Annotated in this window: 28 protein-coding genes and 1 pseudogene; 13 read left to right on the top strand and 16 right to left on the bottom strand. The window is 74.5% G+C overall.

From position 1 onward, the window contains the following. Positions 1-41: 41 nt before the first annotated feature. Positions 42-1,391, top strand: coding sequence for an aldehyde dehydrogenase family protein (locus VA596_RS15885; protein ID WP_323327676.1), 1,350 nt, complete (start codon positions 42-44; stop codon positions 1,389-1,391). A 10-nt stretch (positions 1,392-1,401) separates the two neighbouring features. On the opposite strand, the gene VA596_RS15880 is transcribed toward VA596_RS15885, so the two are convergent. The 8 genes from VA596_RS15880 to VA596_RS15845 form a co-directional block, all read right to left on the bottom strand. Continuing rightward, on the bottom strand, positions 1,402-1,581 hold the full coding sequence (locus tag VA596_RS15880) for a hypothetical protein (protein ID WP_323327674.1): 180 nt from the start codon (positions 1,579-1,581) through the stop codon (positions 1,402-1,404). Positions 1,582-1,663: 82 nt separating this feature from the next. After that, positions 1,664-2,971 carry a UDP-glucose dehydrogenase family protein gene (locus VA596_RS15875; protein ID WP_323327672.1) on the bottom strand — a complete coding sequence of 436 codons (1,308 nt, stop codon included), beginning with the start codon at positions 2,969-2,971 and terminating at the stop codon, positions 1,664-1,666. Continuing rightward, positions 2,964-3,908 carry a glycosyltransferase family 9 protein gene (locus tag VA596_RS15870; protein WP_323327772.1) on the bottom strand — a complete coding sequence of 315 codons (945 nt, stop codon included), beginning with the start codon at positions 3,906-3,908 and terminating at the stop codon, positions 2,964-2,966. The genes VA596_RS15875 and VA596_RS15870 overlap by 8 nt, the downstream gene beginning before the upstream one ends. Continuing rightward, positions 3,899-4,585 (bottom strand): SDR family oxidoreductase, encoded by a 687-nt coding sequence (locus VA596_RS15865; protein ID WP_323327670.1) that lies wholly within the window; start codon positions 4,583-4,585, stop codon positions 3,899-3,901. Before VA596_RS15865 ends, VA596_RS15870 begins: the two co-directional genes overlap by 10 nt. 26 nt (positions 4,586-4,611) lie before the next feature. Further along, entirely contained in the window at positions 4,612-5,979 is a 1,368-nt protein-coding gene (locus VA596_RS15860) for a PfkB family carbohydrate kinase (protein WP_323327669.1), read from the bottom strand. Continuing rightward, entirely contained in the window at positions 5,976-6,536 is a 561-nt protein-coding gene (locus VA596_RS15855) for a D-sedoheptulose-7-phosphate isomerase (RefSeq protein ID WP_323327770.1), read from the bottom strand. Before VA596_RS15855 ends, VA596_RS15860 begins: the two co-directional genes overlap by 4 nt. Continuing rightward, positions 6,536-8,200: a carbamoyltransferase family protein gene (locus tag VA596_RS15850; RefSeq protein WP_323327667.1), complete on the bottom strand. Its 1,665-nt coding sequence runs from the start codon at positions 8,198-8,200 to the stop codon at positions 6,536-6,538. The genes VA596_RS15855 and VA596_RS15850 overlap by 1 nt, the downstream gene beginning before the upstream one ends. A gap of 111 nt (positions 8,201-8,311) precedes the next feature. Continuing rightward, positions 8,312-9,277: a UDP-glucuronic acid decarboxylase family protein gene (locus tag VA596_RS15845; protein WP_323327665.1), complete on the bottom strand. Its 966-nt coding sequence runs from the start codon at positions 9,275-9,277 to the stop codon at positions 8,312-8,314. A gap of 72 nt (positions 9,278-9,349) precedes the next feature. On the opposite strand from VA596_RS15845, the gene VA596_RS15840 reads away from it, so the two are divergent. The 3 genes from VA596_RS15840 to VA596_RS15830 are packed head-to-tail and all read left to right on the top strand — an operon-like array spanning position 9,350 to position 11,936. Continuing rightward, on the top strand, positions 9,350-10,216 hold the full coding sequence (locus VA596_RS15840; RefSeq protein ID WP_323327663.1) for a polysaccharide pyruvyl transferase family protein: 867 nt from the start codon (positions 9,350-9,352) through the stop codon (positions 10,214-10,216). Continuing rightward, on the top strand, positions 10,213-11,067 hold the full coding sequence (locus VA596_RS15835) for a glycosyltransferase family 2 protein (protein ID WP_323327661.1): 855 nt from the start codon (positions 10,213-10,215) through the stop codon (positions 11,065-11,067). Before VA596_RS15840 ends, VA596_RS15835 begins: the two co-directional genes overlap by 4 nt. After that, positions 11,046-11,936, top strand: a complete 891-nt coding sequence (locus VA596_RS15830) for a glycosyltransferase family 2 protein (RefSeq protein WP_323327659.1) — start codon at positions 11,046-11,048, stop codon at positions 11,934-11,936. The genes VA596_RS15835 and VA596_RS15830 overlap by 22 nt, the downstream gene beginning before the upstream one ends. On the opposite strand, the gene VA596_RS15825 is transcribed toward VA596_RS15830, so the two are convergent. The 3 genes from VA596_RS15825 to VA596_RS15815 all read right to left on the bottom strand — a co-directional run bounded on the left by VA596_RS15825 (position 11,937) and on the right by VA596_RS15815 (position 14,533). After that, on the bottom strand, positions 11,937-13,145 hold the full coding sequence (locus VA596_RS15825; protein WP_323327657.1) for a glycosyltransferase: 1,209 nt from the start codon (positions 13,143-13,145) through the stop codon (positions 11,937-11,939). A gap of 20 nt (positions 13,146-13,165) precedes the next feature. Next, positions 13,166-14,107 (bottom strand): glycosyltransferase, encoded by a 942-nt coding sequence (locus VA596_RS15820; RefSeq protein ID WP_323327655.1) that lies wholly within the window; start codon positions 14,105-14,107, stop codon positions 13,166-13,168. Between the two features lie 66 nt (positions 14,108-14,173). After that, positions 14,174-14,533, bottom strand: a complete 360-nt coding sequence (locus VA596_RS15815) for an STAS domain-containing protein (protein WP_323327653.1) — start codon at positions 14,531-14,533, stop codon at positions 14,174-14,176. Between the two features lie 249 nt (positions 14,534-14,782). Between VA596_RS15815 and VA596_RS15810 the strand changes: the two genes are divergently transcribed. Then, positions 14,783-15,247, top strand: a complete 465-nt coding sequence (locus tag VA596_RS15810) for a hypothetical protein (protein ID WP_323327651.1) — start codon at positions 14,783-14,785, stop codon at positions 15,245-15,247. A 1-nt stretch (position 15,248) separates the two neighbouring features. On the opposite strand, the gene VA596_RS15805 is transcribed toward VA596_RS15810, so the two are convergent. Then, positions 15,249-15,947 (bottom strand): GAF and ANTAR domain-containing protein, encoded by a 699-nt coding sequence (locus VA596_RS15805; protein ID WP_323327649.1) that lies wholly within the window; start codon positions 15,945-15,947, stop codon positions 15,249-15,251. 129 nt (positions 15,948-16,076) lie between these two features. On the opposite strand from VA596_RS15805, the gene VA596_RS15800 reads away from it, so the two are divergent. Continuing rightward, positions 16,077-16,943: a MerR family transcriptional regulator gene (locus tag VA596_RS15800; protein WP_323327647.1), complete on the top strand. Its 867-nt coding sequence runs from the start codon at positions 16,077-16,079 to the stop codon at positions 16,941-16,943. Here VA596_RS15800 and VA596_RS15795 read toward each other — a convergent pair. Then, positions 16,922-17,299, bottom strand: coding sequence for an STAS domain-containing protein (locus VA596_RS15795; protein ID WP_323327645.1), 378 nt, complete (start codon positions 17,297-17,299; stop codon positions 16,922-16,924). The genes VA596_RS15800 and VA596_RS15795 overlap by 22 nt on opposite strands. Before the next feature lie 248 nt (positions 17,300-17,547). Between VA596_RS15795 and VA596_RS15790 the strand changes: the two genes are divergently transcribed. Then, positions 17,548-17,868 carry a hypothetical protein gene (locus VA596_RS15790; protein WP_323327776.1) on the top strand — a complete coding sequence of 107 codons (321 nt, stop codon included), beginning with the start codon at positions 17,548-17,550 and terminating at the stop codon, positions 17,866-17,868. Here VA596_RS15790 and VA596_RS15785 read toward each other — a convergent pair. After that, a pseudogene (locus VA596_RS15785) lies at positions 17,845-18,161 on the bottom strand (isorenieratene synthase); the annotation flags it as partial. The gene VA596_RS15790 and the pseudogene VA596_RS15785 sit on opposite strands and share 24 nt — an antisense overlap. Positions 18,162-18,179: 18 nt before the next feature. On the opposite strand from VA596_RS15785, the gene VA596_RS50665 reads away from it, so the two are divergent. From VA596_RS50665 to VA596_RS15770, 4 genes are all read left to right on the top strand, one after another. After that, a complete protein-coding gene (locus VA596_RS50665) occupies positions 18,180-18,269 on the top strand; it encodes a DUF5914 domain-containing protein (protein WP_410171888.1) in 90 nt (29 codons plus the stop codon). 72 nt (positions 18,270-18,341) lie between these two features. Then, positions 18,342-18,485: a hypothetical protein gene (locus tag VA596_RS15780; RefSeq protein WP_323327643.1), complete on the top strand. Its 144-nt coding sequence runs from the start codon at positions 18,342-18,344 to the stop codon at positions 18,483-18,485. A 158-nt stretch (positions 18,486-18,643) separates the two neighbouring features. Beyond that, positions 18,644-18,898 (top strand): ATP-binding protein, encoded by a 255-nt coding sequence (locus VA596_RS15775; RefSeq protein WP_323327642.1) that lies wholly within the window; start codon positions 18,644-18,646, stop codon positions 18,896-18,898. A 53-nt stretch (positions 18,899-18,951) separates the two neighbouring features. Beyond that, the gene (locus VA596_RS15770; protein ID WP_323327640.1) at positions 18,952-20,946 is read left to right on the top strand and encodes a SpoIIE family protein phosphatase; all 1,995 of its coding nucleotides are present in this window, start codon (positions 18,952-18,954) and stop codon (positions 20,944-20,946) included. 24 nt (positions 20,947-20,970) lie between these two features. Here the strand turns inward: VA596_RS15770 and VA596_RS15765 are convergent, their stop codons facing one another. Next, on the bottom strand, positions 20,971-21,306 hold the full coding sequence (locus VA596_RS15765) for a hypothetical protein (RefSeq protein ID WP_323327638.1): 336 nt from the start codon (positions 21,304-21,306) through the stop codon (positions 20,971-20,973). A gap of 100 nt (positions 21,307-21,406) precedes the next feature. Continuing rightward, the gene (locus VA596_RS15760; RefSeq protein WP_323327635.1) at positions 21,407-22,723 is read right to left on the bottom strand and encodes a helix-turn-helix transcriptional regulator; all 1,317 of its coding nucleotides are present in this window, start codon (positions 22,721-22,723) and stop codon (positions 21,407-21,409) included. A gap of 126 nt (positions 22,724-22,849) precedes the next feature. On the opposite strand from VA596_RS15760, the gene VA596_RS15755 reads away from it, so the two are divergent. Both VA596_RS15755 and VA596_RS15750 read left to right on the top strand, forming a co-directional pair. Then, on the top strand, positions 22,850-23,935 hold the full coding sequence (locus VA596_RS15755; RefSeq protein WP_323327633.1) for an ANTAR domain-containing protein: 1,086 nt from the start codon (positions 22,850-22,852) through the stop codon (positions 23,933-23,935). A 176-nt stretch (positions 23,936-24,111) separates the two neighbouring features. Then, positions 24,112-24,906 (top strand): chemotaxis protein CheB, encoded by a 795-nt coding sequence (locus VA596_RS15750; RefSeq protein WP_323327631.1) that lies wholly within the window; start codon positions 24,112-24,114, stop codon positions 24,904-24,906. Positions 24,907-24,910: the final 4 nt, after the last annotated feature.

Here is a 24,910-nt window from a genome sequence, read left to right as displayed (position 1 = left end):
CTTCTCCCGGGTAACCGCGCGGCGACACGAAGGAGACGCAGATGACCGCGGGCACGATCGAAATCCGGAACCCGGCCGACGGCGGCGTGGTGGGCAGCGTCGCCACCGCCGCCGAAGACGACATCGACGCCGCCGTGGCGCTGGCCAACCGGGCCTGGCCGGGCTGGGCGCGCACCCCGGCGGCCGAACGCGGCTCGCTGCTGCACGCGGCGGCCGAACGGCTGCGTCAGCACGCCGGCGATCTCGCCGCGACGAACGAAGCGGAAACCGGGCGGCCGCGCGAGGAAGCGCTCGCCGGGGTGCTGGCCGGCGCCGGAACCCTGGTCCAGTACGCGGAACTGGGGCCGGTCCACCGCGGCCGCAGCCTGCTCGGCGACCCGGGCGCGACCGACCTGATGGTGCCCGAGCCGCGGGGTGTCGTCGTCGCGCTGACGCCGTGGAACGACCCGGTGGCCGTGGCCTGCGGGCTGCTCGGCGCGGCGCTGGTCACCGGCAACACCGTGGTGCACAAGCCGAGCGAGCGCGCCCCGCACACCGGCGCCCTGCTCGGCGAAGTGCTGTCCGGCGTCCTGCCGGCCGGGGTGCTGCAGACCCTGCAGGGTGACGGCGGGGTCGGCGCGATCCTCGCGATGCGCGACGACGTCGACGTGCTCGCCCACGTCGGCAGCACCGCGACCGGCCGGTCGATCGCCGCGAGCGCGGCCGCCACCGGCGCGAAGACGCTGCTGGAGAACGGGGGCAACGACCCGCTGGTCGTCGACGCCGACGTCGATCCGGAGTGGGCCGCCGGCCAGGCGGCGCTGGGGGCGTTCGCCAACTCGGGGCAGATCTGCGTCGCGGTGGAACGGATCTACGTCCACGAGGCGATCGCTGACGCGTTCCTGGCCGCGCTGGTCAAGGAGGCCGAGGCGCGGACCCTGGCGCCGCTGGTGGACCTCCGCCACCGTGCTCACGTGCACTCGCACGTCGAAGACGCCGTCGGCCGCGGTGCGGCGCTGCTGACCGGCGGGGTGGTGCCGGACGGGCCGGGCGCGCACTACCCGGCGACGGTGCTGACCGGGTGCGCGGCCGGCCTGCGGGTGATGGCCGAGGAAACGTTCGGCCCGGTGGCCCCGGTGCGGGTGGTCCCGAGTTTCGAAGCCGGCCTGGCCGAAGCCGCGAGCGGCGACTACGGCCTGGCGGCGACGGTTCTGACCGCCTCGATGGCCCGGGCCCAGCACGCCTGGCGTGAGCTGCCGGCCGGCACGGTCAAGGTCAACGCCGTCTTCGGTGGCGCGCCGGGCGGCGCGGCGCATCCGCGGCGGCGCAGCGGGAACGGCTACGGCTACGGTCCCGAGCTGCTCGACGAGCTGACCCAGACGAAGCTCGTGCACGTCGAACCGCCGGGCTGAGCACCGCGGCTCACCGAGTCGGGGTGGCGGTGGCCTCGGCGCGGTGCCGCCGGCAGGACGTGCACACCAGGGTCTGGCCGAGCTGGGTGCCGTCCTCCGAGACGAGACGGGCGACGTACAGCGTCGCCCGTCCGCACGCCTCGCACGGGATCGGCGCCGCGTCACGGCTGATACGCAAGCGGTTCGGCATGATTTCCCCTGACGGTTTCGAAGGTCCGGGCGGCGTACCCCGGCATCGGCCGGACACTCCCGGTGTCACCCGAACGGACCAATCAGGACGTCCGGAGTGGAACGCCGACGCCGTGGTGGGCGAAACCCGCCGCGGCGAGGACGTCCGCGTCGAGCAGGTTGCGGGTGTCGACCACCACCGTGCCGGCCGCGGCGGCGGCCAGCCGGGCCCAGTCGAGGTCCCGGAACTCCGGCCACTCGGTGAGCACCACCAGCGCCACGGCGTCCTTGGCCACCAGGTACGGGTCGTCGACCACCTGGACCGCGTCGAGGCCGGGCACGCACCCGACCGCCGGGTCGTAGGCGGTGAGCTCCGCGCCCTGACCGGCGAGCTCCTCGGCCACCGCCCGCGCGGGCGAGTCACGCAGATCGCCGGTGCCCGCCTTGAACGCCAGGCCGAGCAGGCCGAGCCGCGCGCCCGCCAGCGAACCCGACACCGAGCCGGTGACGGCCCGCCGCACGGCCCGCACCACCCGGGCGCGCTGCCGGGCGTTGACGCGGACGGCGTCGCGCAGGATGCCGAAGTCGACGCCCGCCGCGTCGGCCGCGTGCAGCAGGGCCGTCGTGTCCTTGGGCAGGCACGAACCGCCCCAGCCCGGCCCGGGGGCGAGGAAGTGCGGCCCGATCCGCGCGTCGAGGCCCATGGTGTGCGCGACTTCGCGGACGTCGGCGCCGAACCGCTCGCACAGTTCCGCGAGGACGTTCACGTAGGACAGCTTCACGGCGAGGAACGCGTTGCTGGCGTACTTCGCCAGTTCGGCGCTGGCCGCGTCGGTGCGCACGACCGGCGCGCCGGTCGGTTCGTACAGCCGCGCGACGCGCCGGGCGGCGGCCGAGTCCGGCGGGTCCGTGCCGACCACCACGCGGTCCGGGTGCCGGAAGTCCTCGACCGCGTGGCCCTCGCGCAGGAACTCGGGGTTGCTCACCACCGGCAGGTCAGGGCGCCCCAGCAGGCGCGGCAGCCGGGCCGCGGTGCCGACCGGCACCGTCGACTTGGTGACCACCACGCAGCCGGGCCGCAGCAGCCGGCCCAGCTGCGGCACGACGTGCTCGAGAACGCCGAGATCGGGACGGCCGTCACCGCCCGGCGGCGTCGGGAGGCACAGCAGGACGAGGTCGACGCCGTGCAGCTGCGCCTGAGCCGTGGTGAAGCAGAGCGTGCCGTCGGCCAGCCCTCCGGCGACGAGCCCGGCCAAGCCCGGTTCGCCGATCGCCACCTCGCCACGCCGCAGGGCGTCCACTTTGGACTCGTCGGTGTCCACGCAGGTCACCTGGTGCCCGAGCCGGGCGAAGCAGGCGGCGCTCGTCAGCCCGACGTAGCCCGCGCCCACCACCCCGATGTGCTCAGCCATGCGGCACCCGGGCTTCGAGCGCCGCGCGGGCGGCCGCGAGCACCCGCTCCTCCGACAGCAGCAACAGCCCTTCGTCGGGCTCACCACCGTGGGGATCGCCGACGTTTCCCGTCCACAGGACCACGTGCTGCCTCGCCGACGGCGGCGGGCCCCACAGCCGCGGGGGCGTCGGCCCGAACAGCAGGACCGACGGCGTGCCGAACGCGGTCGCCAGGTGCCCGGCGCCGGTGTCGCCGCAGACGACCAGGGACGCCCCGGCCACCAGCGCGGCCAGCCCGGCCAGGCCGGTGCGCCCGGCGAGCACGGCGTCCTCGCCGAGCCCGGCCCGCTCCGCGATGCCGCGGGCCAAGTCACGTTCGCCGGCGCTGCCGGTCAGCACGACCCGGTGGCCGGCCGCGACGAGGTCACCGACCACGCGGGCGAACCGCTCGGGCGGCCAGCGGCGCGCGGGGAACGCCGCGCCGGGGTGCACCACGACCGCGTCCGGCGCCGGGCTCGGCCCGGGTGGCACGGGCAGCCGCAGGGCGGTGCGGTCCACGTCGAGGCGGGCGTACTCCAGCAACCGGCACCAGCGGTCGACTTCGTGCAGGTCGTCCCGCCAGGCGAGGCCGGGCACGCCGGGGAAGTCCGGGTGGTGGTGTGCGAGCAGCGCCGCGGGGCCGGTCGCGAGGAGGTCGCGCAGGCTTTCCGGGCCGCTCCCGTGCAGGTTGACCGCGAGCTTCGGCGGCGGTCCCGGCCAAGCCAGCTGCCCGAGCCCGGCCGTGGGCAGCAGCTCGTCGACGGCGCCGACCAGCGCGACGAGGTCGCGGAGCCCGTCCGGCGCGGCCAGCACGAGCCGGTCGTCCGGGTACGCGGCGCGCAGGGCCCGCAGCGCGGGCACGGCGGTCAGCAGGTCGCCGATCCCCAGGGCGCGCAGCACGAGGACGGTCACGGCCAGGACCCCTCTTCGGACGCGCACACGACGAGTTCCCGGACCTCCGCGCCCGGTGGCTGCCCGAGCGCGAAGACGACGGTGTCCGCGACGTGCTCGGGCCGGTTCAGCTTCGCGTCCGGCGGCGGTTTGTACTGGTCGGTGCGGTCGTCGAAGAAGTGCGTCCACATCCCGCCGGGGATGAGCAGGGTGACGCCGACCCGGCCGGCCAGCTCCGCGGCCAGGGCCCGGGTGAAGCCGACGACACCGAACTTCGCCGCGCAGTAGGCGGTCGCGTCGCCGACGGCCTTGATGCCCAGTGTGGACGCCACGGTGACGACCGTGCCGTGCGAGCGCTCCAGGTACGGCAACGCGGCGCGGACCACGGCGGCGGTGCCGAACAGGTTCACCTGCACGACGCGTTCCCAGTCCGCGGTGGTCACCTGGCCGAGCGGGCCGCACGCGTCGATGCCCGCGGCGGTGACCACGCCGTCGAGTCCTCCCGCGCGTCCGGCCAGGTCGTGCACGGCGCGTTCGGCCGCGGCGGTGTCGGCCAGGTCGGCCTCGGCGTACTCGGCCGGGTCGTCCGGCCGCACGCGGTCGAGGACGTACGGTGTACCGCCCGCTTTGCGGACGGCGTCGGCGGTGGCGGCGCCGAGGCCGGACGCGCCACCGGTGATCAGGACGTTGCCGAGGGGTCGCATCGTTCTCCTCCAGAGGTGCTCGGTGGTCAGGACGCGGTCGCGGCGGCGACCAGCCGGGAGGTCGAATAGCCGGGCACGGTCGGGACGAGCACGACCTCTCCGCCGTGCCGCTCGACGACCTCGCGTTCGGGCAGGTCCGCGTGCGCGTAGTCGCCGCCCTTGATCCAGACGTCCGGGCGGAGCCGGTCGAGGACGGCCGCCGGGGACGGCTCGCCGAAGACGACCACGGCGTCCACAAAGGACAGTGCGGTGAGCAGCCGGGCCCGGTCGCGCTCGCGGACGAGCGGCCGGCCGGGTCCCTTGAGCGCCCGTACGGACGCGTCGGAGTTCAGGCAGACGACCAGCGCGTCGCCGAGGGCGCGGGCCTGCCGGAGCAGGCTGACGTGGCCGGGGTGCAGCAGGTCGAAGCACCCGCCGGTGGCGACCAGCCGGCCGCCGGCCGCGCGGATCCGGTCCGCGAGGCCGAACGCGCCGGCCGCCGGCTGCGGGTCCGGTACCGGGCCGTCGTCGGTGGACAGCGCGGGCGCGCCGCCGTCGAGGACGAACCGCGCCGCCGCCTCGACGGCCGTGGTGACGGCTTCGGTGGTGTCCGCGCCGCCGGCCAGGGCCGCGGCCGCCGCGGCCGCGAACCGGTCGCCCGCACCGCACGTGTCCGGTGCGGTGTGTCCCGGGGTGCGCGCCGGACGCGGGACCGGGACGGCGGTTTCGCCGAGCCCGCCGGCGACGACCGCGCCGCGGGCGCCGACGGTGACGGCCACCGCGCCGGCGTGCCAGTGCCCGCGCAGCAGCTTGGCCAGCTCCGCCGGGTCGTCGTGCCCCGCCAGCACCGCGCGGGCCTCGGCGAGGTTCGGCGTGACCAGCGTGACGCCGGGGACCGGCCGGGCGCCACGCGGGTGCGGGTCCCACACGACCGGGATCCGCCCGGCCCGTTCCCGCAGCAGGCGCCGGACGTGCGGGTGGCGGGTCAGGCCGCGGCCGTAGTCGGCGACCAGGACCGCGCCGGCCCCGGCCAGCAGGTCGGCGACACGCTCCGGCAGCGGGTCCGCGGTCGCCGTGCCGTCACCGGAGTCCAGGCGCAGCAACGACTGCCCGCCGGCCCGCACCCGCGTCTTGCACACCGTGGTGCCCCGCATCGGCAGCGGCACGACCGTGACGCCGGGTTCGAGCAGGCCGGTCAGGGCGCGGCCCGCGTCGTCGTCCCCGAGCGGCGTGACCAGCACGACGTCGGCCGCGGACCGGGCCGCCAGCACCGCGGCGAGCCCGGCACCGCCCGGCCGGCGCCGCCGGGACCGCAGGTCGACCACCGGCACCGGCGCCTCCGGGCACAGCCGGTCGGCGGTGCCCTCCACGTCGACGTCGAGCAAGGCGTCGCCGAGGACGACGAGCGGCTTCACGCGGTCACCCCGAGCGCGTCGTCGAGGGCTGCGCACAGCGCGTGCACCAAAGCCAGGTGCAGCTCCTGGACGGTCGCGGTGGACGGCGCTTCGACCGTGACGGCGTCGTCGCACAGCGCGGCCAGCGGGTTGGGCGCGGGCCCGGTCAGCGCCCACGCCGTGACCCCCACCTCGTGCGCGGCTTTCGCGGCGGCGACGACGTTCTGGCTACTGCCACTGGTCGACAGGCACACCAGGACGTCGCCGGGACGGCCGTGGGCGTGCACCTGCCGGGCGAAGACCTCGTGGTCGCCGTAGTCGTTGACGATGGCGGTGGTCGCCGAGGTGTCGGCGTGCAGCGCGATCGCCGAGAGCGGGCGCCGCTCGTGGCGGAAGCGGCCGACCAGCTCCCCGGTCAGGTGCTGGGCTTCGGCGGCACTGCCGCCGTTGCCGCAGGCGAGCAGCCGGCCGCCGTGCTCGAACACGGCGGCGAGGTGCCGGCCCCAGGCCGCGATCGTCGGGGCGGCCGCGCTGGTGCGGCGGGCGGCCTCGGTCAACGCGGCGAGGTGGTCCTCCATCACGTCAGCTCCTCCTCCGGCGACGCCGCGCCGGGTCGCAGGGCGCGCCGGAGCACGAACGGCCCCAGCGCGAGCAGGTCGATCGGCGCCGAGCCGAAGCATTCGAGCGCGTCGCGGGGCGAGTCGGCCATCGGCCGGCCCGCGGTGTTCAGGCTGGTGTTGATCACGACCGGCAGCCCGGTCCGCCGTTCGAAACCGGCCAGCATCCGGGCCAGCACCGGGTTTTCGCGGTCGTCGACGGTCTGCGCGCGGGCGGTCCCGTCGACGTGGGTGACGGCGGGGATCCGGGCGCGCCACTCCGGCGCGACGTCGTGCACGAACAGCATGTACGGGCTCGGCAGCGGGCCCCGGCCGAAGATCTCCGCCGCCCGTTCGGCCCGGACCATCGGCGCCACCGGTCGGAACTGCTCGCGTCCCTTGACGTCGTTGAGCCGTTCGAGGTTGGCGGCGCGGCCGGGGTGGGCCAGCAGCGACCGGTGCCCCAGCGCGCGCGGGCCGAACTCGGCCCGGCCCTGGAACCAGGCGACCACGGCGTCGTCCGCGAGCGCCTCGGCGACGGTCTCGGCCACGTCCTCCGGCCGCTCGTACGGCAGTTTTGCCCGCCGCAGAACGTCTTCGAGCTCGGCGTCCGTCCATTCACGACCGAGATTCGCCCCGGCCATCGGAGCGCCGCGTTCGCCGGCTTCGGCGGCCAGGTGCAGGGCCGCGCCGAGCGCGGTGCCCGCGTCCCCGGCCGCGGGTGGCACCCAGATCCGGTCGAACGGGCCTTCGGCGTGCAGCCGGCTGTTGGCGACGCAGTTGAGCGCGATCCCGCCGGCCAGCGCCAGATCACGCTGCCCGGTGCTTGCGTGCAGCCAGTCCGCCAGCTCCAGCAGGACGTCCTCGAGCACCCGCTGGACGCTCGCCGCGAGGTCGGCGTGCCGCCGGGTCAGCTGTTCCCCGGGCTCGCGCCGCGGGGCGTACGTGCCCAGCTCGACCCCCGCAGCGTGGAAGCCGCCGTCCCCGGTCACGTGAACGCGCTCGCGGAGCCGGTCCAGGTGGTCCGGGGTGCCGTAGGAGGCGAGGGCCATCACCTTGTACTCGTCGCTGGAGCGGGCGAAGCCGAGGTGTTCGGTGAGGTCTTCGTAGAGCAGGCCGAGGGAGTGCGGAAGCCGTTGCGCCGCAAGCTCCTTGAACCGGCCGTCGCGGTACTCCCCCGCCAGCGACGACGTGCTCTCGCCGCGGCCGTCGGCGACCAGGACCGCGCAGTCGCCGAACGGCGCGGCGAGCGCGGCCGAAGCGGCGTGCGCGACGTGGTGGCGGACGAACCGCACGATCCCCGGGTCGAGCCCGGGCAGCGCGGCCGCGAGGAACTTCGGTGCCCGCCGCGCGAACTCCGTCCGCAGCTCCTCACCGCTCGGGTCGTGCCCGGGCAGGCCGGGCTCGACGAGGGCGGGGTCGTAGGAGTAGCCGACGGCGTCGAGGTCGGCCGCGGTCAGCCCGGCGCGTTCGAGGCACCAGGCCGCGGCCTGCGCGGGCTGCTCCCAGGTCGAGAACGGCACCGCCTGCTTGCCGTGCTTGCGGCGGCTGAACCGTTCCTCTTCGGCCGCGGCGACGATCTCACCGTCCACGACGAGGGCGGCGGCCGGGTCGTGGAAGACGGCGTTGATCCCGAGAATGCGCATCGACCTGCCTCTGGCGTTCCGGGGCGGGCCGGGCCGGTCCGCGTTCGCCCTGGCGCTACCCGGCGAAGTCGCCGATAAACGACGGGCGGCATAAGCCCTGGGCGTCGCTACTCAGCGCGACGGCGACCGCCGGAACCACACCGCCGTGCGACGCAGCCCGTCGTCGGCGCCGATCTTCGGTTCCCACCCCAGCACGTCCCGCGCGAGCGAGATGTCGGGACAGCGGCGCTGCGGGTCGTCGGTCATCGCGTCCACGAACTCGATCGGGGACGCCGACCCGGTGAGCGCCCGGATCCGCTCGGCCACCTGCCGGACGGTCAGCTCGTGCGGGTTGCCGAGGTTCACCGGGCCCGGGTGGGCCGACCGGGCGAGGGCGAGCAGGCCGGCCACGGTGTCCTCGACGTAGCAGATCGACCGGGTCTGGTTCCCCGTTCCGGTGACGGTGAGCGGCTCTTCCGCGAGGGCCTGGCGCAGGAAAGCGGGGATCATCCGGCCGTCCCCCGCGCGCATGCCCGGGCCGTAGGTGTTGAAGATGCGCGCGATCGCGGTGTCGACGCCGTGTTCGCGGCGGTAGGCGGACGTGAGCGCCTCGGCGTAGCGCTTGCCTTCGTCGTAGACACTGCGTGGCCCGATCGGGTTGACGTTGCCCCAGTAGCTTTCCCGCTGCGGGTGCTCCAGGGGGTCGCCGTAGACCTCGCTGGTGGAGGCGAGCACGAACCGGGCGCCGTCACGGCGGGCCAGGCCGAGGGCGTGCTCGGTGCCGAGCGCGCCGGCGCGCAGCGTCTCGATCGGCAGGGCCAGGTAGTCACGCGGGGACGCCGGGCAGGCGAGGTGGAACACGACGTCGGCACGGTCGTCCACGGTGAACGGCTGGGTGACGTCGTGCCGCGCGAAGCGGAACCGCCCGTCGCGCCGCAGGGCGTCGAGCGAGCCGGGCGCGGCCGTGACGAGGTTGTCCACCGCGATCACTTCGAGGCCTTCGGCGAGCAGCAGCGCGCACAGGTGCGCCCCGACGAACCCGGCGCCCCCGGTCACCACCGCACGCTCGAACCGCCTGGCCGTTCCGGGTTCCGTCATGCGGCCCCGGCTACCCGGCACCCGTGCGGGCAAACCCGTGTGAGCGCGCCGCGACCGGGTACACGGCCGCCCATGCGCGTACTGCTCACCGGCTGGGCCGGTTTCCTGCACGGTGAGGCGACGGCGGGTGACGTCCTCAGCTCGCGTGCGGTCGGCGACGCGCTGGCCGAGGCCGGGATCGACCACGACGTGGCGTGGAGCCCGGTCTTCCGGCCCGGAGCACTGCACCTGTCCGGCGCCGCTCCGGCGGACTACACCCACGTCGTGTTCGCCTGCGGGCCGATCCACGGGCCGCGGCTTGCCGAACTGCACGAGCGCTACGCCGGCTGCCGGCGGATCGCGGTGGGCGTCTCGGTGCCCGACCCCGCAGATCCGGCGGTGACCGGTTTCCACCGGGTGCTGCCGCGCGACGGCGGGGGAACCGCCGAACCGGACCTGTCGCTGGCGGCGGCCGCGTCGGCGACGCCGGTGCTGGGTGTCGTCCTCGCGCCGCACCAGCCGGAATACGGTACGGCCGGCCGGCACGACGAGGTGCACGACGCGGTGACCGGCTGGCTCGCCGGACTGGACTGCGCCCGCGTCCCGCTGGACACCCGGCTGGCGCACGCCGACTGGGAGCGGTGCGCCACCCCGGACCAGTTCCTCGCCGCCTTGTCCAGAATGGACGCCGTGGTCAGCACCCGGCTGCACGGCCTGGTGCTCGGGCTCAAGGCGGGCGTCCCGGTGCTCGCCGTCGATCCGGTGGCGGGCGGCGGGAAGGTTTCCGCCCAGGGCGCGGCCCTGGGCTGGCCGGTACTCGCCGCCGAAAACACCGCCGCGCTCGGCGACCGGCTCGCGTGGTGCCTCTCCCCCGAGGCATGCGCCCGGGCTTCGGCGAGCCCGCCCGGACCGGCGGCGTCGCTGGCGCGTCTGCTCGCCGAGCTGACGGAGCAGCGGTGAGCGGCCGGACGACGGTGGTCGTCGCCACGCGGAACCGGGCCGGCGAGCTGGCCCGCACCCTGACCCGGCTGTCCACTTTGGACCCCGCCCCGCCGGTCGTCGTGCTGGACAACGCCTCCGCCGACGGCACCGCCGCGGTCGCCGTCGGGTTTCCGGGTGTGCGGCTCATCCGCCTGCCCCGGAACCTCGGCGCCGCCGCGCGGACGCTCGGGGTGCTGGCGGCCGAAACGCCGTACGTCGCCTTCAGCGACGACGACTCCTGGTGGGCGCCCGGCGCGCTGACCGAGGCGGAGCGGATCTTCGACGCCCACCCGCGCACCGGGCTGCTCGCCGCGCGGACACTGGTCGGCCCGGAGGAACACGACGACCCGGTGACACCCGAGATGGAACGCAGCCCGCTCGGTCACCCGGAGGGCGCGCCCGGTCCGCTGGTGCTCGGGTTCCTCGCCTGCTCCGCGATCGTGCGGCGCACGGCGTACCTGGAGGCCGGCGGGTTCAGCCCCCTCCTGCACTTCGGCGCGGAGGAGCAGCTGCTCGCCTACGACCTCGCCGCGCGCGGCTGGGAAAGCTGCTTCGCCGGGCACCTGCGGGCGCACCACCACCCGTCGGTGTCACGGCCGCCGTCCTCGTGGCGCCGCCGCGCCGAACTGCGCAACCGGCTGCTCATCACGGTGCTGCGGCGGCCCTGGCCGGAGGTCTTCCGGACGCTGTGCACCGCGCCCGCGGCCGGACTCGGCGCGGTGCCACGGGTGGCGCGGGCGCTGCGGGGACGCCAGGTGCTGCCCGAGCACGTCGAAAACCAGGCCAAGACCCTCGAAAGGACCGCCGCATGGCCCGCATCTCGGTCGTGATCATCACCCGCAACCGCCGCGAGCAGCTGCGGGAGACGTTGACACACATGACGTCACTGCCGGACGACCCGCCGATCCTGGTCGCGGACAACGGATCCGGGGACGGCTCGGCCGACCTCGTCGCCCGGGAGTTCCCCGGGGTCCGGCTGTTCCGGCTCGGCGAAAACCTCGGGGCGGTGGCGCGCAACGTCGCCGTGGCCGAGGTGACCACGCCGTACGTCGCGTTCTGCGACGACGACACCTGCTGGCAGCCGGGCGCCCTCACCCGCGCCGCCGACCTGCTGGACGCGCACCCCGGCCTCGCCGCGGTGACCGGCCGCTGCCTGGTCGAGCCGGGCCTGGCCGAGGACCCCATCACCCCGGAGCTGCGCGACTCGCCGGTGCCCGGCCCGGACTGGCTGCCCGGCCCGGCGCTGCTCGGCGTCATGGCCGGGCTGACCGCGGTGCGCGTCCGCGCGTTCCACGAGGTCGGCGGGTTCTCGCCGCGGATGTGGCTGGGCGGGGAGGAGGAGCTGTTCGCCCTCGACCTCGCCGCCCGCGGCTGGTGGCTGTGCTGGGCCGAGGACGTGGTGATCCACCACGCGCCGTCGAAGCTGCGCGACCCGCGCCACCGCCGCCGCCTCGGCATCCGCAACACCCTGTGGACGCTCCTGCTGCGCCGGCCGTGGCGCGCGGTCTTCCGCCGCGGCGCCGTCGTCCTGCGATCGGCTCCGGCCGACCGCGCCACGGCGGCCGCCCTGCTCGACGTCGTGCGCGGCCTGCCGTGGGTGCTGGCCGAGCGCCGGGTCGTCCCGGCGCGGGTGGAAGCGGGCCTGGTCCTGCTGGAGGAGCCGCAACGCCGGTCGGCGGCCCGGCGGTACGTCGGCTGATCACCGCGCCTCGGCGGTCTCCACGCGCTCCGGGACGAGCTGCAGGTACGCCCGGAGCGTGTCGGCCGCGACGCGGTCCCACGAGTACCGGACCTCGGCCCGGTCGCGGCCCGCGGCGCCGTAGACGTGCCGCAGGGCCACGTCGCCGAGCAGCCGGCGCAGCCGCGCCACCAGTTCCTTGGGCTGGTTCGGCCGCACCAGCAGCCCGGTGATGCCCTCGACGACGGTGTCGGTCAGCCCGCCGACCGCCGTGGCCACGACCGGGACGCCGCACGCCATCGCTTCCAGCGGGACGATCCCGAACGGCTCGTACCACGGGGTGCACACGACGACGTCGGCCGAGCGCAGCAGAGCGGGCATGTTCTCCCGCGACACCTGCCCGGCGAAACGCACGCGCCGGGCGACGCCGAGGTGGTCGGCGAGCGCTCGCAGCCGCCGGGCCTCGGGGTCCTGCGCCAGCCGGCCACGCTCGGGGCCGCCGACGACGACCAGCTCGGTGTCCGGCAGCTGGGCGAGCGCGGTGATGGCGGTGTCGAACCCCTTGCGCGGCACCAGCCGGCCGACGGCGACGAGGCGGTGCCGGGCCCGGCGCAGCGCGATCGGGCCACGCGGGGTGAACCGGGCGAGGTCGACCCCGCACGGGACGACCGAGACCCGCCCCCGCGGCACCCCGAGGCGGGACAGCTCGAACACCTCGTCGGAGCAGGTGGCGATCACCCGGCCGGCCTGGCGCGCGATGATCCGCTCCAGGCGGTTCCGGTCGGCGGGGCTGGTGTCGTGGAAGCCCTGGTGCCGCTTCTTGACGACGCCGAGCGCGTGGAACGTCTGCGCGAACGGTGTGCCGGTCTCGCCCGCCGCGAGCGCGGTGGCCAGGCCGGACATCCAGAAGTGCGCGTGCGCCACGTCGGGCCGGTCGGCGGCCCAGTGGTCGCGCAACCGGCTGCCGAACTCGCCCATGTGGGGCAGCAGCTCGTCCTTCGGCACCCGGCACGGCGGGCCGGCGGGCACGTGCACGACCCGGTACCCCTGCGGGGTGCGGACTTCCGCGGGTTCCCGGGTGCTGTCGCGGCGGGTGTGGACGGTGACCTCGTGCCCGGCGCGCACCAGCGCGGCGGACAGTTCGGCGACGTGGACGTTCTGGCCCCCGGCGTCGGCTTCGCCGAGGGCGGCCAGCGGGTTGGCGTGCTCCGACACCATCGCGATCTTCATCGGTGCGGCGTTCCCTTCGGTCAGCGGGCCGTCTCGGCGAGCAGGTGGTCCCAGGCGGACAGGAAGGCGTCCAGCCCGAAGTGCCTCAAGGCGTGCTCACGGGCGTTCTTGCCGGCGAGCACGGCGAAGTCGGGTTCGTGCACCAGCTCGCGAAACCCTTTCGCCAGCACCGAAACATCGGTCGACAGGACACCGGCGCCGGCGGGGACCGCGGCGAGCGCTTCGGTGGCCGCGAAGACGACGACGGGCATCGCCAGGTGCATCGCCTCCAGCAGGGACAGTCCCAAGGACGTCCAGCGGGCGGTGTGCAGGTAGACGCGGCGGCGGGCGACCTCGTGATGCAGCGCGGGCGCCGGGACGTCACCAAGTCCGCGCAGCCGCCCGCCGAGCGCCTCGGTGCCCATCCCGAACACCTCGACGGGCGCCACGCCGGCGAGCGTGCCGAGCAGGTCCGCCCCGGTGACCCGGCGCCGGCGGACGGGCTCGTTGATCATCGACACCCCGGCGGCCAGCTCACCGGTGTAGTGCGCACCGGGATCGGGGATCCCGTGCGGCACCACGGTCGTGGGTGCGCGGCCGCAGTCCCACATCGCGTCGTTGAAGTGCGTCACGTGCGCGACGCGGATGTCGCCCCGGCCGGCCAGCGGGTGCTCGCTCGACGCCGCGCGGGGCCGTGGCGCGTTGTGTTCGACGTAGACGGACGGCGCGCCCAGGTGCGCGACCAGATCCAGTTCTTCGGGACGTTGCAGCACAACGACATCCGGGTGCGCGTCGCCGAGCCGGTCCAGCGGTACCTCCGTCACCGAAGGCCAGTCCCGGCCCGCGCGTCCCAGTCCCCACGGCGCACCGCCACGGGAAACCGGTACGAGGTAGTCGTGACGGCCGCGGACGAAGGCGTCCGTCCACGAACCGTGCACGTGCCAGAGCAGCACTCTCAAGCGCCGGGAACCGGGTGCGGTCATGCGCGGAGAGGTTTCCGGGAAACGACCGGATAAACGCGCTACGGCCGGAAAACCCGGACCGGGTCCTCAGTGGTCGGCGCCGACGTCCGCCAGCGCCGCTTCGAGCGTGCCGAAGACCACGAGGCGGGCCGGGAGGACCCCCGCGACGCCCAGCTGGCGGGGCACCACCCCGTCGTCCGGGAACACCACCCGGCACCGGATGCCGCGCAGGGCCACGGCGTCGACGAACACCAGCAGCATGCGAATCCCGGACGCCGGGAGCACGGTCACCCCGGTCAGGTCGAGCACCAGGACGGACGGCGGTGGTGCGGTGACCACCGCGTCGATCAGCTGCCGCTGGTCGGCGGCCACGTCCTCACCCATGACCCCGGTCAACCGCAGCACTCCGGCCCGGCCGGTTCCGGCCGGGACCTCCTCCACCCGCATGATCTCCTCCCGAGCACGGCGAACCTTCCGGGTGCGGCTACCCGCTCGTCGCCGCGATACACGGATCCTCCTCTCCGCAACCCGGATGCGCGCCGGAGGGTTGCCGGGCCGCTGGGCGGGTAAACGCGCTGACCGGCCGACGACCAGCGGAGGCACCATGAGCCACATCCCGGCCCGGCCCCGGGGCCCCTGGGCCGTCCCCCACCAGGACGTCGACGGCGAGGCCCGGCCGTGACGCGCAGTGGGCCCATGCCGTCCCGCTGGCAGATCGACGTCCTCACCTACGCCGAGTCGGACTCCTATCCCGTTCTCCTGCTCCAGCCCGGCGAAATCGCCGACCATGACGGCCTGTTCACGCTGCTCAGCGCAGCCGGCATGGCCGCGCCGAGCACCTGGGAGTGGACCCGCCACCTGTGGCCGCTGGTGCCGTCCGGCTCGGTGGAGCTTTCGGTGGAGCCTGCCGCCGTGACGGTGTACGCGGGCGGGCGCAGCCTCGCCGTCGGTTTCGACCCCACCGAACCCCCGATGTCCTGGGTCTTCGCCGCGTGCCGCCAGCGTCAGGTGCTGTTCGTCCTGCTGCCCCCACGGCCGGGCTTCCGCGACGACGCCCTGATCCTCGACGACATCAACGAGCTGGACCTGCCGGCCCAGTGGCACGGCTGCCTCGCCGGCAGCATCCCCTTCATGCCGTCCGTGCACCGTCAGGGGCCGTGATCTACAACTCGCCGTGGTTCTCGACCAGCCACGCGGCGACCTCGTTGAGCTTCATGTTCGCGTTCTGGGAGGACTCCACCAGCATCCGGAACGCCTGCACCGGATCCAGGGCGTGCCGTTGCATGAGGATGCCCTTGGCCATGCCGATGACGTCGCGCGTCTCGATCGCGGCGACCAGCCGCGCTTCGGTCTGCGCCCCGATCAGCGCGATCGCCGCGTGCGTGGCGAACACCCGGCCGTCCTCCTCGGTCTGCTCGCTGAACGCGTCTCGACGGCGGGAGTAGAGGTTCAACGCCCCCATCGTGGTTTCACTGGCGAACAGCCGGTACGACAACATCGACCGGACGCCGGTGGCCGCGGCGGCCGGCGCGAACGCGGGCCAGCGGTCTTCGTCGAGCATGTTCCCGGTCCGGTAGACGCGGTGGTCAGTGATCGCGTCCACGCAAGGTCCCTCGCCGGTCCGGTACTGGACGGCGTCGAGTTCGGTAACGACCTCGTCGGTCGGGGCGACGGTGCGAATCCGGTGCCCCTTTTCGACCAGGGAGATGCCGGCGTACTGGGTGCCTTCGATGTGGTCTTCGGCCGCCTTCACGATCGCGACGAGCGTCGCGTCGACGTCGGGTTCGGCCTGCAGGGTGCGGGCGATGGCCCCGAGCACGGCGCTCAGGCCCGCGTCGATGGCCTGCGCGTCATCGGTCACCGGTGCGGTTTCCCTCCTCCGGACCACGATCATCGGACATCCGAACGGTACTCCGATGTGTCGTTTTGTCATCGGCGCACGGGGTACCGCGTCGAGGCGGGGACGACGCCCCGCGGAGAGGTCGCCGCCATGCCCGCCCGCCCCGACGGCCCGACCGCGGCCTGGACGCCGGGCGCGGTCGCGCGGTCGCTCGGCATCGCCCCTTCGACGCTGCGCAGCTGGCACCGCCGCTACGACCTCCCGGTCACCGGTGCGGGCAGCGGGCCGCATCGCCGGTACAGCGGCGAGGACGTCGCCGCGCTCAGCCGGATGCGGCGGCTCGTGGGCGACGGCATGAGCGTCGCCTCCGCCGCACGGCTCACCTTCGCGGTCCCGGCCAGCGCGTGGACCGGAGCCGCCGACATGGTCGCGGCAGCACTGCGGTTGGACGCCGACGCCATCGCGGCCACCTTGGACGAGGGCCTGGCGCGCGACGGGGTGGCCACGACCTGGGACCACTGGTGCCGTCCGGCCCTGACCACGCTCGGCGGTCCCGCCGCCGCGCCGGCCGGCGGGCACGTCACCACCTGCACGGACGTCGTGCACCTGCTGTCGGGTGTGATCACCACGGCGTTGCACCGCGTCCGGCCGGAGACGGCCGGCGGGCCGGTCGTGCTCCTGGCGTGCGCCCCCGGTGAACGGCACACGCTGCCGCTCGAAGTCCTGCGAGCCGCGCTGGGCGAACGCGGCGTCCCGGCCTTCGTCCTCGGCACCGACCTGCCCACCACCGCGCTGCTGCAGGCCCTGGGCCGCACGTCCCGGCCGGCCGCGGCGCTGGTGCTGTGGGCACAGTGGCCGAGGAGGCCGCCCGACGCGGTCGTGACGGCTTGCGCGAGCCGGCGGATCACCCTGCTGACGGCGGGACCCGGCCGGGACGGCCCGGCGCACGTGACCAGCCTCGCGGATGCTCTCAGGGCCTTGCCTGAGGTCGGCGATCAGTCATCCCGCCACTCCTGAGCCAGCCGCAGGAACTCGGCGCGTTCCCCGGTGTTCACGGCCAGCACGCGATCGGGGTAGATGTCGAACACGGCGTCCATGCCGGTGACCGCCAGGGCCCGGGCCACCACCGGGCTTTCGCTGGCCGCGATCCGGATCAAGATGTTCCGTGCGGCGGCGTGGTCGACCGCGTCGTGCAGCATCCGCACGCCCGCCACCGACAGGAACCGCAGGTGCGTCAGGTCCACCACGAGCACCTGCGGCCGCGGGACCTGCGCCAAGCACGCGGTCACCGCCTGGGCCGCCAGCATCGTCGTGTGCGCGTCCAGTTCACCGGTGAGGCTGACCACCGCCGGGTCACCGTGGGATTGCGACACCAGCAGTCGGTCCTTCGGCTCGAAGCCGGACAACGATTCCACAGCGGCCCTCCGCGTGACGACTACGACGCGAGCAGGCTGGGGAATCAACCGTTGACACCAGGCTAACCCTCGTCGGCCGCCACGGCGAGCGGTACCGGGGGCCAGTTGCGTCGGATCTGCGTCGGTTGCGCATGAGACCCGGGCGGGCGGGGTACCAAGGCCGCGCACCCGGTCGGAAGCATGCTGGCGGAAGGAGGGCCGCGCAGATGGCGGTCAGCGAAGAGACGGTTGTGGGAACGCGGGAATGGAGCGGCACCGACGACGTCCGCAACGATCTCGAAGTCATCCTCGGAGAATTGCCGGAGGGGCAGTGGCGGCTCGTCCGCCGGTTGTCCGCGCCGGGCCCGCATCGCTTGGCACGGGGCGATCTCGACCGGATCCGGGCGGTGAACTGGCTGGCCGAGGCGTTCTGGTTCCGGCACCCACTGGTGGAGACCGGGCCGGCGGGCGCGGTCCTGGCCGAGGGCGCCCGGGGCCTGGTGACCGCGCTGCTGGCGGAGCGGCCGCGCTGGGGGTCCGAGGCCTGACCGGCGCAACAGCGTGTTCGCAGCGGTCCAGCCGGTGGTGGCCGCGCGCTCCCCGAGCGCGACGGGCAGGTCGACGCGGATCGCGTCACCGGCCAGGCCGAGCCCCGGCCGCCGGGCGAAGCCGCCGACCGGGAACAGCGGGCAGTCCTCGCGCACCAGGATGCACGCTCCGACGACCCGGACCTCGGCGGTCTCCGGGCTCATCGGCGCGCTTCGCCTTCGTACCGGTCCAGGACGCTGATGTTGTCCAGCGGCGGCAGTCCGCCGGTGCCGAGGAACGCCGGACGCACAGCGGCCAACCTCGCCCGGCGATCCGGCCGCTCCTGCGGCCCACGGCGGCCCGGCTGTGGCGTGACGACCTCGCCTACGCCGAGCGTCGTCACGCGCTGAGGGCTTCCTGACGGCCGACCCGCGGTTTGTGCCGCCGTCCCGGGGGTAGCCGCGCAGGACAGCCACAGCGAAGGAGAACCCGGATGACCGCAGCAGAGCACAAACCCGGCCGAGACCCGCAGCATCCCCAGGACTCCGGTTCCGAGGAAAGCAAGGAAGAGATCCGGGGCGATCAGGGCACCTCGTCCGGCGACCCGCACGACGACACCGATCCGCAGTCGGGTTGACCGGTCCCCCTCCAGCCGGTCCCCGAGAGGAGCCTCCCCTGCCGTTGACCTGGGCGGAAGGCGACCAGGAGGGCCGGCAGGCCTGACCCTCACCGGTCGCGACCCGGGTGAGTCGGCCACCGCCCGGCACTGGGTGCGTGACCGGCTCTCCCGCTCGGGTGAAGCACACCGGATCGACGTGCTGCTCGTCGTGGGCGAGCCTCCAGCGGCTCGGAGACCCGTGCGAGGTCACGGTGGCCGTCGCCGACCTCGGCTGTGGTTCGCCACGGCTGCACGCTCCGGACGACGACGAGGGTGGCCGGGGACTGCAGCTGGTCGACCGGGTCCGCGTGGCCTGGGGTACGAGCCACCACGACGACGGCAAGCTCGTCCGGGGCCGCATCGGCTGCGCGGGCACCGGCTTCGCCTGCTGATCGCGGATACGCTACGGCTCGGTGGCGGACCGGCGGAGAGGACACGAAACACGATGACGGACAACGCGGCGCCCGACGGGGATCTCTCCGCACTAGCCGGAGAACCCGCTCTGGTGCACCGGGTCTTCGACCAGATGCCGTTGATCGTCGGCGTGCTCGAAGGGCCACAGCTGCGGGTCATGGCCGCCACGGGGCTGTACCGGGCGTGGACCGGCCGGGCGGACGTCGTCGGGAAGCTGATCCACGAAACCTTTTCCGAGGTGATCGGGCAGCAGCTGTTCCAGTCCTTCCAGCGGGTGTACGACGGCCACGGACCCGAGCTGCTCCGGGACTTCCGGCTGCAGCTCGACCTGCCCGACACCGGCGAGCAGGCGGAGTTCTTCGTGGACGCCAGCATCACCCCGCTGCTGGGCTCGGACGGCGAGGTCACCGGCGTGATCGTGTCGGTGGCCGACGTGACCGAGCGCGTCCGCGAACGGCAGGCGGCGCAGCAGCGGGCGAACGTGGCCGAGCGCCGGTACGAGCAGGCGCGGGACGTGATCGACACGCTGCAGCGCGAGCTGCTGCCGAGCGGGGTGCCGGTGCTGCCGCGAGTCCAAGTCGCGGCCAGCTACCTGCTGGCCAACGCCGAAGACGCAGCAGGCGGTGACTGGTTCGACTCCCAGGCGCTGCCCGACGGCCGGGTCGCGCTGGTCGTCGGCGACGTGGTCGGCCACGGCGTGACCGCGTCGGCCACGATGGGCCAGCTGCGAACCCTGTTGCACGAACGGCTCTTCACCGACGGCGAGGTCGCCACGGCGCTGGCCGGCCTCGACGCCGCCGCGGACCGGATCCGGGGTGCCCGGGCGGCCACGGTCTGCGTCGTCCTGCTCGACCCGGCCACCGGCGCGCTCGAGTACTGCACGGCCGGCCACCCGCCCCCGCTCGTGCTCTCCCCCACCGGGGAAAGACGCTACCTGCCGGCCACCGGCGCCGGCCCGATCGGGGTCGGCGGCGAGTTCACGGCCGGAACCGTGGGCAAGGACCGGCTGGCCGAAGGCGAAATGATCCTGCTCTACACCGACGGGATCCTGGAACGCCCCGGCCGCGACCTGCCGCAGAGCACCGTCGAGCTGGCGCAGGCCGCGGCCGACGTCGCCGCCGACCGCGCCCTGCGCGACGACGCCGCGTCCCCGGCCGACCGGGTGTGCACGCAGACGCTGGAGCTGCTGGTCCGGATCACCGGGCACACCGACGACATCACCTTGCTCGCCGGGCAGCTCGTCGCCCCGGCGCCGGACCGGGCGTGGGACCACCCGGCCACCGCCGCATCGCTCGGGTCGTTCCACCAGCAGCTCGAGGAGTGGCTGGGGGCCGCCCGGGTCGACGGCCGGGACGCCGACGCGCTCCGGCACGCGGCCGTCGAACTGGCCACCAACGCGATCGAACACGCTTACATCGATTCCGCGGACGACCATTCCTTCACCGTCACCGCCGCCCTCACCGGCACCGGCCAGGCCCGCCTCCGAGTCATCGACCGCGGCCGCTGGCGGCCACCCGCGCCCTCCGCCGACCGGGGGCTGGGCCTGCTGATCGCCGAGCAGCTCGTGGACGACCTGCGCGTCGAGCACGACGACACCGGCACCACCGCCACGCTGTCCCTGCGGCTCAGCCACCCGGCCCGGCTGCTGAACGCGGACGAGCTGGCCTGGACCGCGGCCACCCGGCCGCCGGTGCGCCGGGAACCGCTGCTGGTGCTGGACGAGCCCTGGGCACCCGGCCCGCGCATCCGGGTCGACGGCGGCGTCGACGCGGCGACCGCGGGCGAGTTCGACCGGGGCGTGCGGACCGCGGGTTCCACCGGGGCGCGGTCGCTGACCGTCGACCTGACCGGCGTCACCCACCTGGCCAGCGCCGGCGTCTCGGCCCTGCACCGGCTGCGCGCCCTGCACCGCGACAACGGCACCGAGCTGCGGCTCTACGCCCCGGCCGGCACCAACGCGGACCTGATCATGACGCTCGTCAGCCTGGACCACGACACCATCGACCCGGACACGGCCGGCGCCTGACCCGGGGCGGACCGGGCGGCGGTGTCAGACCCGCAGAATTCCTTCGGAATCCAACGCGGACGCCACGGCCCGGTCGGTCGTCGCCACCCGGAAACCGCACTTCGTGCGATGCGCCCGCACGACCGCCCTCTTGACCACCGCGACGACCGTGTCGCCGTGGGTGGTGCAGGACGACAGGTCCAGGACCACGGTGCCGGTGCACAGTTCGAACGCCTCGGCGAGTTCGATGACCAATGCGGGCACGCCGGCTTCGGTGAGCGTGCCGACCGCGGCGACCGCGACCGTGCGGTCGGCGACCAGCACGTGCGTCGTCAGCCGGCGCGTCGCCGCGACCGGGACGACCATGTCGAGTGCACCCATCTGAACTCCACCCCTTGACCTCGTGCGGGCCGAACCGGACGGAGGGGGCATGCCCTCTTACGGACCGCTTACACTTCGCGACCGGGTGATCATCGGCTGCTCAGGGCCGGCGCAACGTCTGTGACGGCAGTTCGCCGTAGGCCGCGCGGTAGCGGGTGGCGAACACGCCCGCGCTGCCGAAGCCCCATCGCCCGGCGATCTCGGTGACCGTGTCGCGGCCGGGGATTCCCGCGCGCAGGTCGGCGTGTGCGCAGTCGAGGCGGACGCGCCGCAGGTAGGCCATCGGCGTCAGGCCGAGGTGGCGGCGGAACGCCAGCTGCACCGCGCGGACCGTGACCCCCGCTGCCCGGGCGACGTCGGCGACGCCGATGTCCCGGTCGGCGTGGCCTTCGACGTACGCGATCGCGCGGCGCAGCGTCTGCGGGTGGGCGTCGTGGCGATCTTCGATCGTGGGCTCGGCCGCCGCGGTGTTCGGGAACGTGGCCAGCGCGGTCGCCGCCAGCAGCCGGGCTGCGTTCGCCACGACCAGGGGATGGGCCAGCACCCCGGGATCGGCCGCCAGACCCTCGATCATCAGGTCCACAGTGGACACCCAGGTCCGGGACGCTGCTTCCGGGACCGGCCGGTCACTGGCGAACCGGACAGCTGACGCCGGTCCCGGTTCGGAACGGACGATGCTTTCGATCACGGAGGGTTCGATCACGGCTATCGTGTACGCGGTGTCTTCGATCGTGGCGGCGTACGGCTCGCCGGGTTCGGCGGAGAAGAACAGGTCGCCCGCGGCGTAGCGCTGTTCGGCACCGGCTCGTGTCTGGGCGACCCGGCCGGCGGTGAGCTGCGCGAAGTAGTACTGGCCGATCCCGCCGACGTCGGCGCTGAACCGCATCCGCAGATCGATCTCGTCGAGCCGGACCGGCCCCAGGTTCGTCGAGGCGATCCGTATTCCGCGCTGCTCGCCTCGGGTCTGCAGGCGCAGGCTGCCGTAGCTCGCGTTGAGGAGCTCTTCCGCGGCACCGGTGTCGGCGACGTCGTGGACCGTGCGCCCGCCTGCGGCGGACGGCTGCTCCGTCCTGGCCCCGCCCAGGGCTTGCTCCAAAGTGGCGGCCCGGGGCACGGCTTTCGCGGGATCGACGACGTCCAGCACCGCCCGCGCCGCGGCGTTCGCGGAATCGGGCAGCAGCACGCACCTGGTGCCGCTGTCGGCGGCGGTGCGCACGAACGCGACGACAGCCCGGGCCGCGTGCACCGGCAGCACCCGGACGTCCCGCAGGTCGAGCACCACCAGCGGTGGCAACGGAATTCCGGCCGTGGCCGTCAGCAACGCGGCCGGGAAGTCCGCCGGCCCGGCGGCGTCCGACACCGCCAAGACCAAGGACTGGCCTGTCCACAGCGGAATGACCGTCACGCCCGTGGCCATCACCAGCCCTTCACCGGCTGCTCGTGACCACCAGGGTCCCCCGGCCGGGCGCCGGTGTCCACCCGCGGACCACGGGTTGAAGACCTCTTGCCTGTGGTAACCCACCAGACAGGAGGGAGAAACACCATGACGCACAGCACTGTCCGGATCGCCGCGGCGAGCGTGGAATCCGCGCTCGTCCTGCGCGTTTCGGGCTCGCTCGTCGGCAGCGCGGTCGAGACGGCGGCGGACGAGCTCACCGACGTCTCGGCGTTCGCGGTCCCCCCGGCCGTCGTGGTCCTGGACGTCCGCACGGTCACGGCGTTGTCCGCTTCCGGGGCTCGGATGCTCGGCGCCTTCCTCGGCGGCCTCGGGGACCGCGGAGTGCGGACGGCCGTGGTCACCAGAGACGAGGCGACCTCCCGCATCCTGGACGTGGCGCTCCCGGGCGTCTCCCGCTACCGGACCGTCGACGCGGCGGTCGCCGCGCAAAGCGACCTCGCCAACCCCGAAGACGCGCTCGGTGACCAGCTCGCGGCCCTGACCCGGGTGCTGCTGGAAGCCACCACCGTCGAGCAGGCACTCCGCCAGATCGTCGGAGCCACGATGGTGGTCATCCCGCACGCCGAGGTGGTCAGTGTGACCCTGCGTGACCCCGACGGGCGGTTCCACACCCCGGTCGAGACGGCGGCCGTCGCCACCGCTCTCGACCAGGTCCAGTACGCAACGGGAATCGGGCCCTGCGTCGACGCCGCCCGGCCCGACGGACCCGGTTACTCCCTCGACCACGATCTCACCCGGCCCGGCGCGTGGCCCCGGTTCGCCGACACCGCCACCGGTCTCGGACTGGGCTCGGTGCTCGCCACGGCCCTCCAGCAGTCGACCAGCCCGGCCGCGGTCCGCGGCGCGCTGAACATCTACAGCCACCGTCACGGCATCACCGACCAGGACCGGCACCGGGCCCTTCTGCTGGCCACCCACGCGTCGCTGGCCCTCGCGCACGGCAACGCCGCGGTGGTCGCGGACCTGCGGGAGGCGAACCTGACCCGGGCGGTCGAATCCCGGGACGTCATCGGCCAGGCCAAGGGCATCCTCATGGCCCGCCAGGGCCTCACCGCGGACGAGGCGTTCGACCTGCTGCGCCGCACCTCCCAGGACCTCAACGTCAAGCTCGCCGAGATCGCCGCCACCCTCGTCGGCCGGCACACCGAACTCCCCCCGGCCACTCGCTGACCCCGCCCCTTCGTTTTCCGGTCGTCCGGCACGGATGTTGTTCGTTCTGCGCGCTTTCCCTCGCAGCAGCGCTGCTCGATGCTGGAACCACACCGGTTTCCGCACCTCGGAAACGCCGGCCGGCGCCAAATCGCCTGTAACGGGCAGAAAGGGGCGCTACTGTGTCGGGTCACGACGTGGTGGTCATCGGAACGTCCGCCGGGGGCGTGGACGCATTGCGCCGGCTGGTCGCGAACCTGCCCGCCGGCCTGCCGGCCAGTGTGGTGATCGCGATGCACAGCCGGGCGCCCGCGGGGTTCAAGCTTCCCGAAACGCTGGCTCGGTACGGCCCGCTGCCCGCGGCTCACGCCGTGAACGGTCAGCGCCTGACCCACGGGCTGCTGACGGTCGCTCCGCCGGGACAGCATCTGGTCGTCACGGCCGGTGATGTGCTCCAGCTGCACCGAGGACCGCCCGTGCACCGCACCCGCCCCGCCGTCGATCCCCTCTTCGAGAGCGCCGCGCACGCCTGCGGCAGCCGGGTGATCGCGGTCGTGCTGTCCGGTCTGCTGTACGACGGCGCCGAAGGCGCGGCCGCCGTGGCGGCGGCCGGCGGCACCGTCCTCGTCCAGGACCCGGTCGACGCGCAGCACGCCGCCATGCCGCGAGCCGCTCTCGCCCGAACCCCCCAGGCTGTCTCATGGCCGGCCGGCAAGCTGGGCACGGTCATCGCCGACCTCGTGGCCGACCGGAGCGATCCCCAGACCGAGCCGCGGGACCGCCCGGAGCCCACGGCCGAAACGGACGCGGCGCTGCGGATGGCCGTGGACCGGCTGCACGCGCACGCCGCCGCGCAGGAGCGCATGCAGCGCCGGCTCGGTGACGACAGCCCGCTCTTCGCCCGTACCCAGGCCGAAACCGCCCGGACCATGCGCGCCGCCGAACTCATCACCACGCGGGTCCTGCCGATGTTCCGGCGCGACCCGGGCTGAGTAC

Source organism: Amycolatopsis heterodermiae (genome assembly GCF_034929455.1).
GTDB lineage: Bacteria > Actinomycetota > Actinomycetes > Mycobacteriales > Pseudonocardiaceae > Amycolatopsis > Amycolatopsis heterodermiae.
Note: the sequence above shows the minus strand (reverse complement) of the source record. Positions and strands in the feature narration are given on the sequence as shown.

Coding starts and splice junctions, on each gene's coding strand:
- VA596_RS15820 (WP_323327655.1), bottom strand. CDS start 14,107: ATGACCGCACCCGGTTCCCGGCGCTTGAGAGTGCTGCTCTGGCACGTG.
- VA596_RS15755 (WP_323327633.1), top strand. CDS start 22,850: ATGACGCACAGCACTGTCCGGATCGCCGCGGCGAGCGTGGAATCCGCG.
- VA596_RS15840 (WP_323327663.1), top strand. CDS start 9,350: ATGCGCGTACTGCTCACCGGCTGGGCCGGTTTCCTGCACGGTGAGGCG.
- VA596_RS15765 (WP_323327638.1), bottom strand. CDS start 21,306: ATGGGTGCACTCGACATGGTCGTCCCGGTCGCGGCGACGCGCCGGCTG.
- VA596_RS15855 (WP_323327770.1), bottom strand. CDS start 6,536: ATGGAGGACCACCTCGCCGCGTTGACCGAGGCCGCCCGCCGCACCAGC.
- VA596_RS15845 (WP_323327665.1), bottom strand. CDS start 9,277: ATGACGGAACCCGGAACGGCCAGGCGGTTCGAGCGTGCGGTGGTGACC.
- VA596_RS15880 (WP_323327674.1), bottom strand. CDS start 1,581: ATGCCGAACCGCTTGCGTATCAGCCGTGACGCGGCGCCGATCCCGTGC.
- VA596_RS15830 (WP_323327659.1), top strand. CDS start 11,046: ATGGCCCGCATCTCGGTCGTGATCATCACCCGCAACCGCCGCGAGCAG.
- VA596_RS15760 (WP_323327635.1), bottom strand. CDS start 22,723: ATGGCCACGGGCGTGACGGTCATTCCGCTGTGGACAGGCCAGTCCTTG.
- VA596_RS15770 (WP_323327640.1), top strand. CDS start 18,952: ATGACGGACAACGCGGCGCCCGACGGGGATCTCTCCGCACTAGCCGGA.
- VA596_RS15865 (WP_323327670.1), bottom strand. CDS start 4,585: ATGCGACCCCTCGGCAACGTCCTGATCACCGGTGGCGCGTCCGGCCTC.
- VA596_RS15790 (WP_323327776.1), top strand. CDS start 17,548: ATGGCGGTCAGCGAAGAGACGGTTGTGGGAACGCGGGAATGGAGCGGC.
- VA596_RS15810 (WP_323327651.1), top strand. CDS start 14,783: ATGCCGTCCCGCTGGCAGATCGACGTCCTCACCTACGCCGAGTCGGAC.
- VA596_RS15850 (WP_323327667.1), bottom strand. CDS start 8,200: ATGCGCATTCTCGGGATCAACGCCGTCTTCCACGACCCGGCCGCCGCC.
- VA596_RS15885 (WP_323327676.1), top strand. CDS start 42: ATGACCGCGGGCACGATCGAAATCCGGAACCCGGCCGACGGCGGCGTG.
- VA596_RS15815 (WP_323327653.1), bottom strand. CDS start 14,533: ATGCGGGTGGAGGAGGTCCCGGCCGGAACCGGCCGGGCCGGAGTGCTG.
- VA596_RS15825 (WP_323327657.1), bottom strand. CDS start 13,145: ATGAAGATCGCGATGGTGTCGGAGCACGCCAACCCGCTGGCCGCCCTC.
- VA596_RS15800 (WP_323327647.1), top strand. CDS start 16,077: ATGCCCGCCCGCCCCGACGGCCCGACCGCGGCCTGGACGCCGGGCGCG.
- VA596_RS15875 (WP_323327672.1), bottom strand. CDS start 2,971: ATGGCTGAGCACATCGGGGTGGTGGGCGCGGGCTACGTCGGGCTGACG.
- VA596_RS15780 (WP_323327643.1), top strand. CDS start 18,342: ATGACCGCAGCAGAGCACAAACCCGGCCGAGACCCGCAGCATCCCCAG.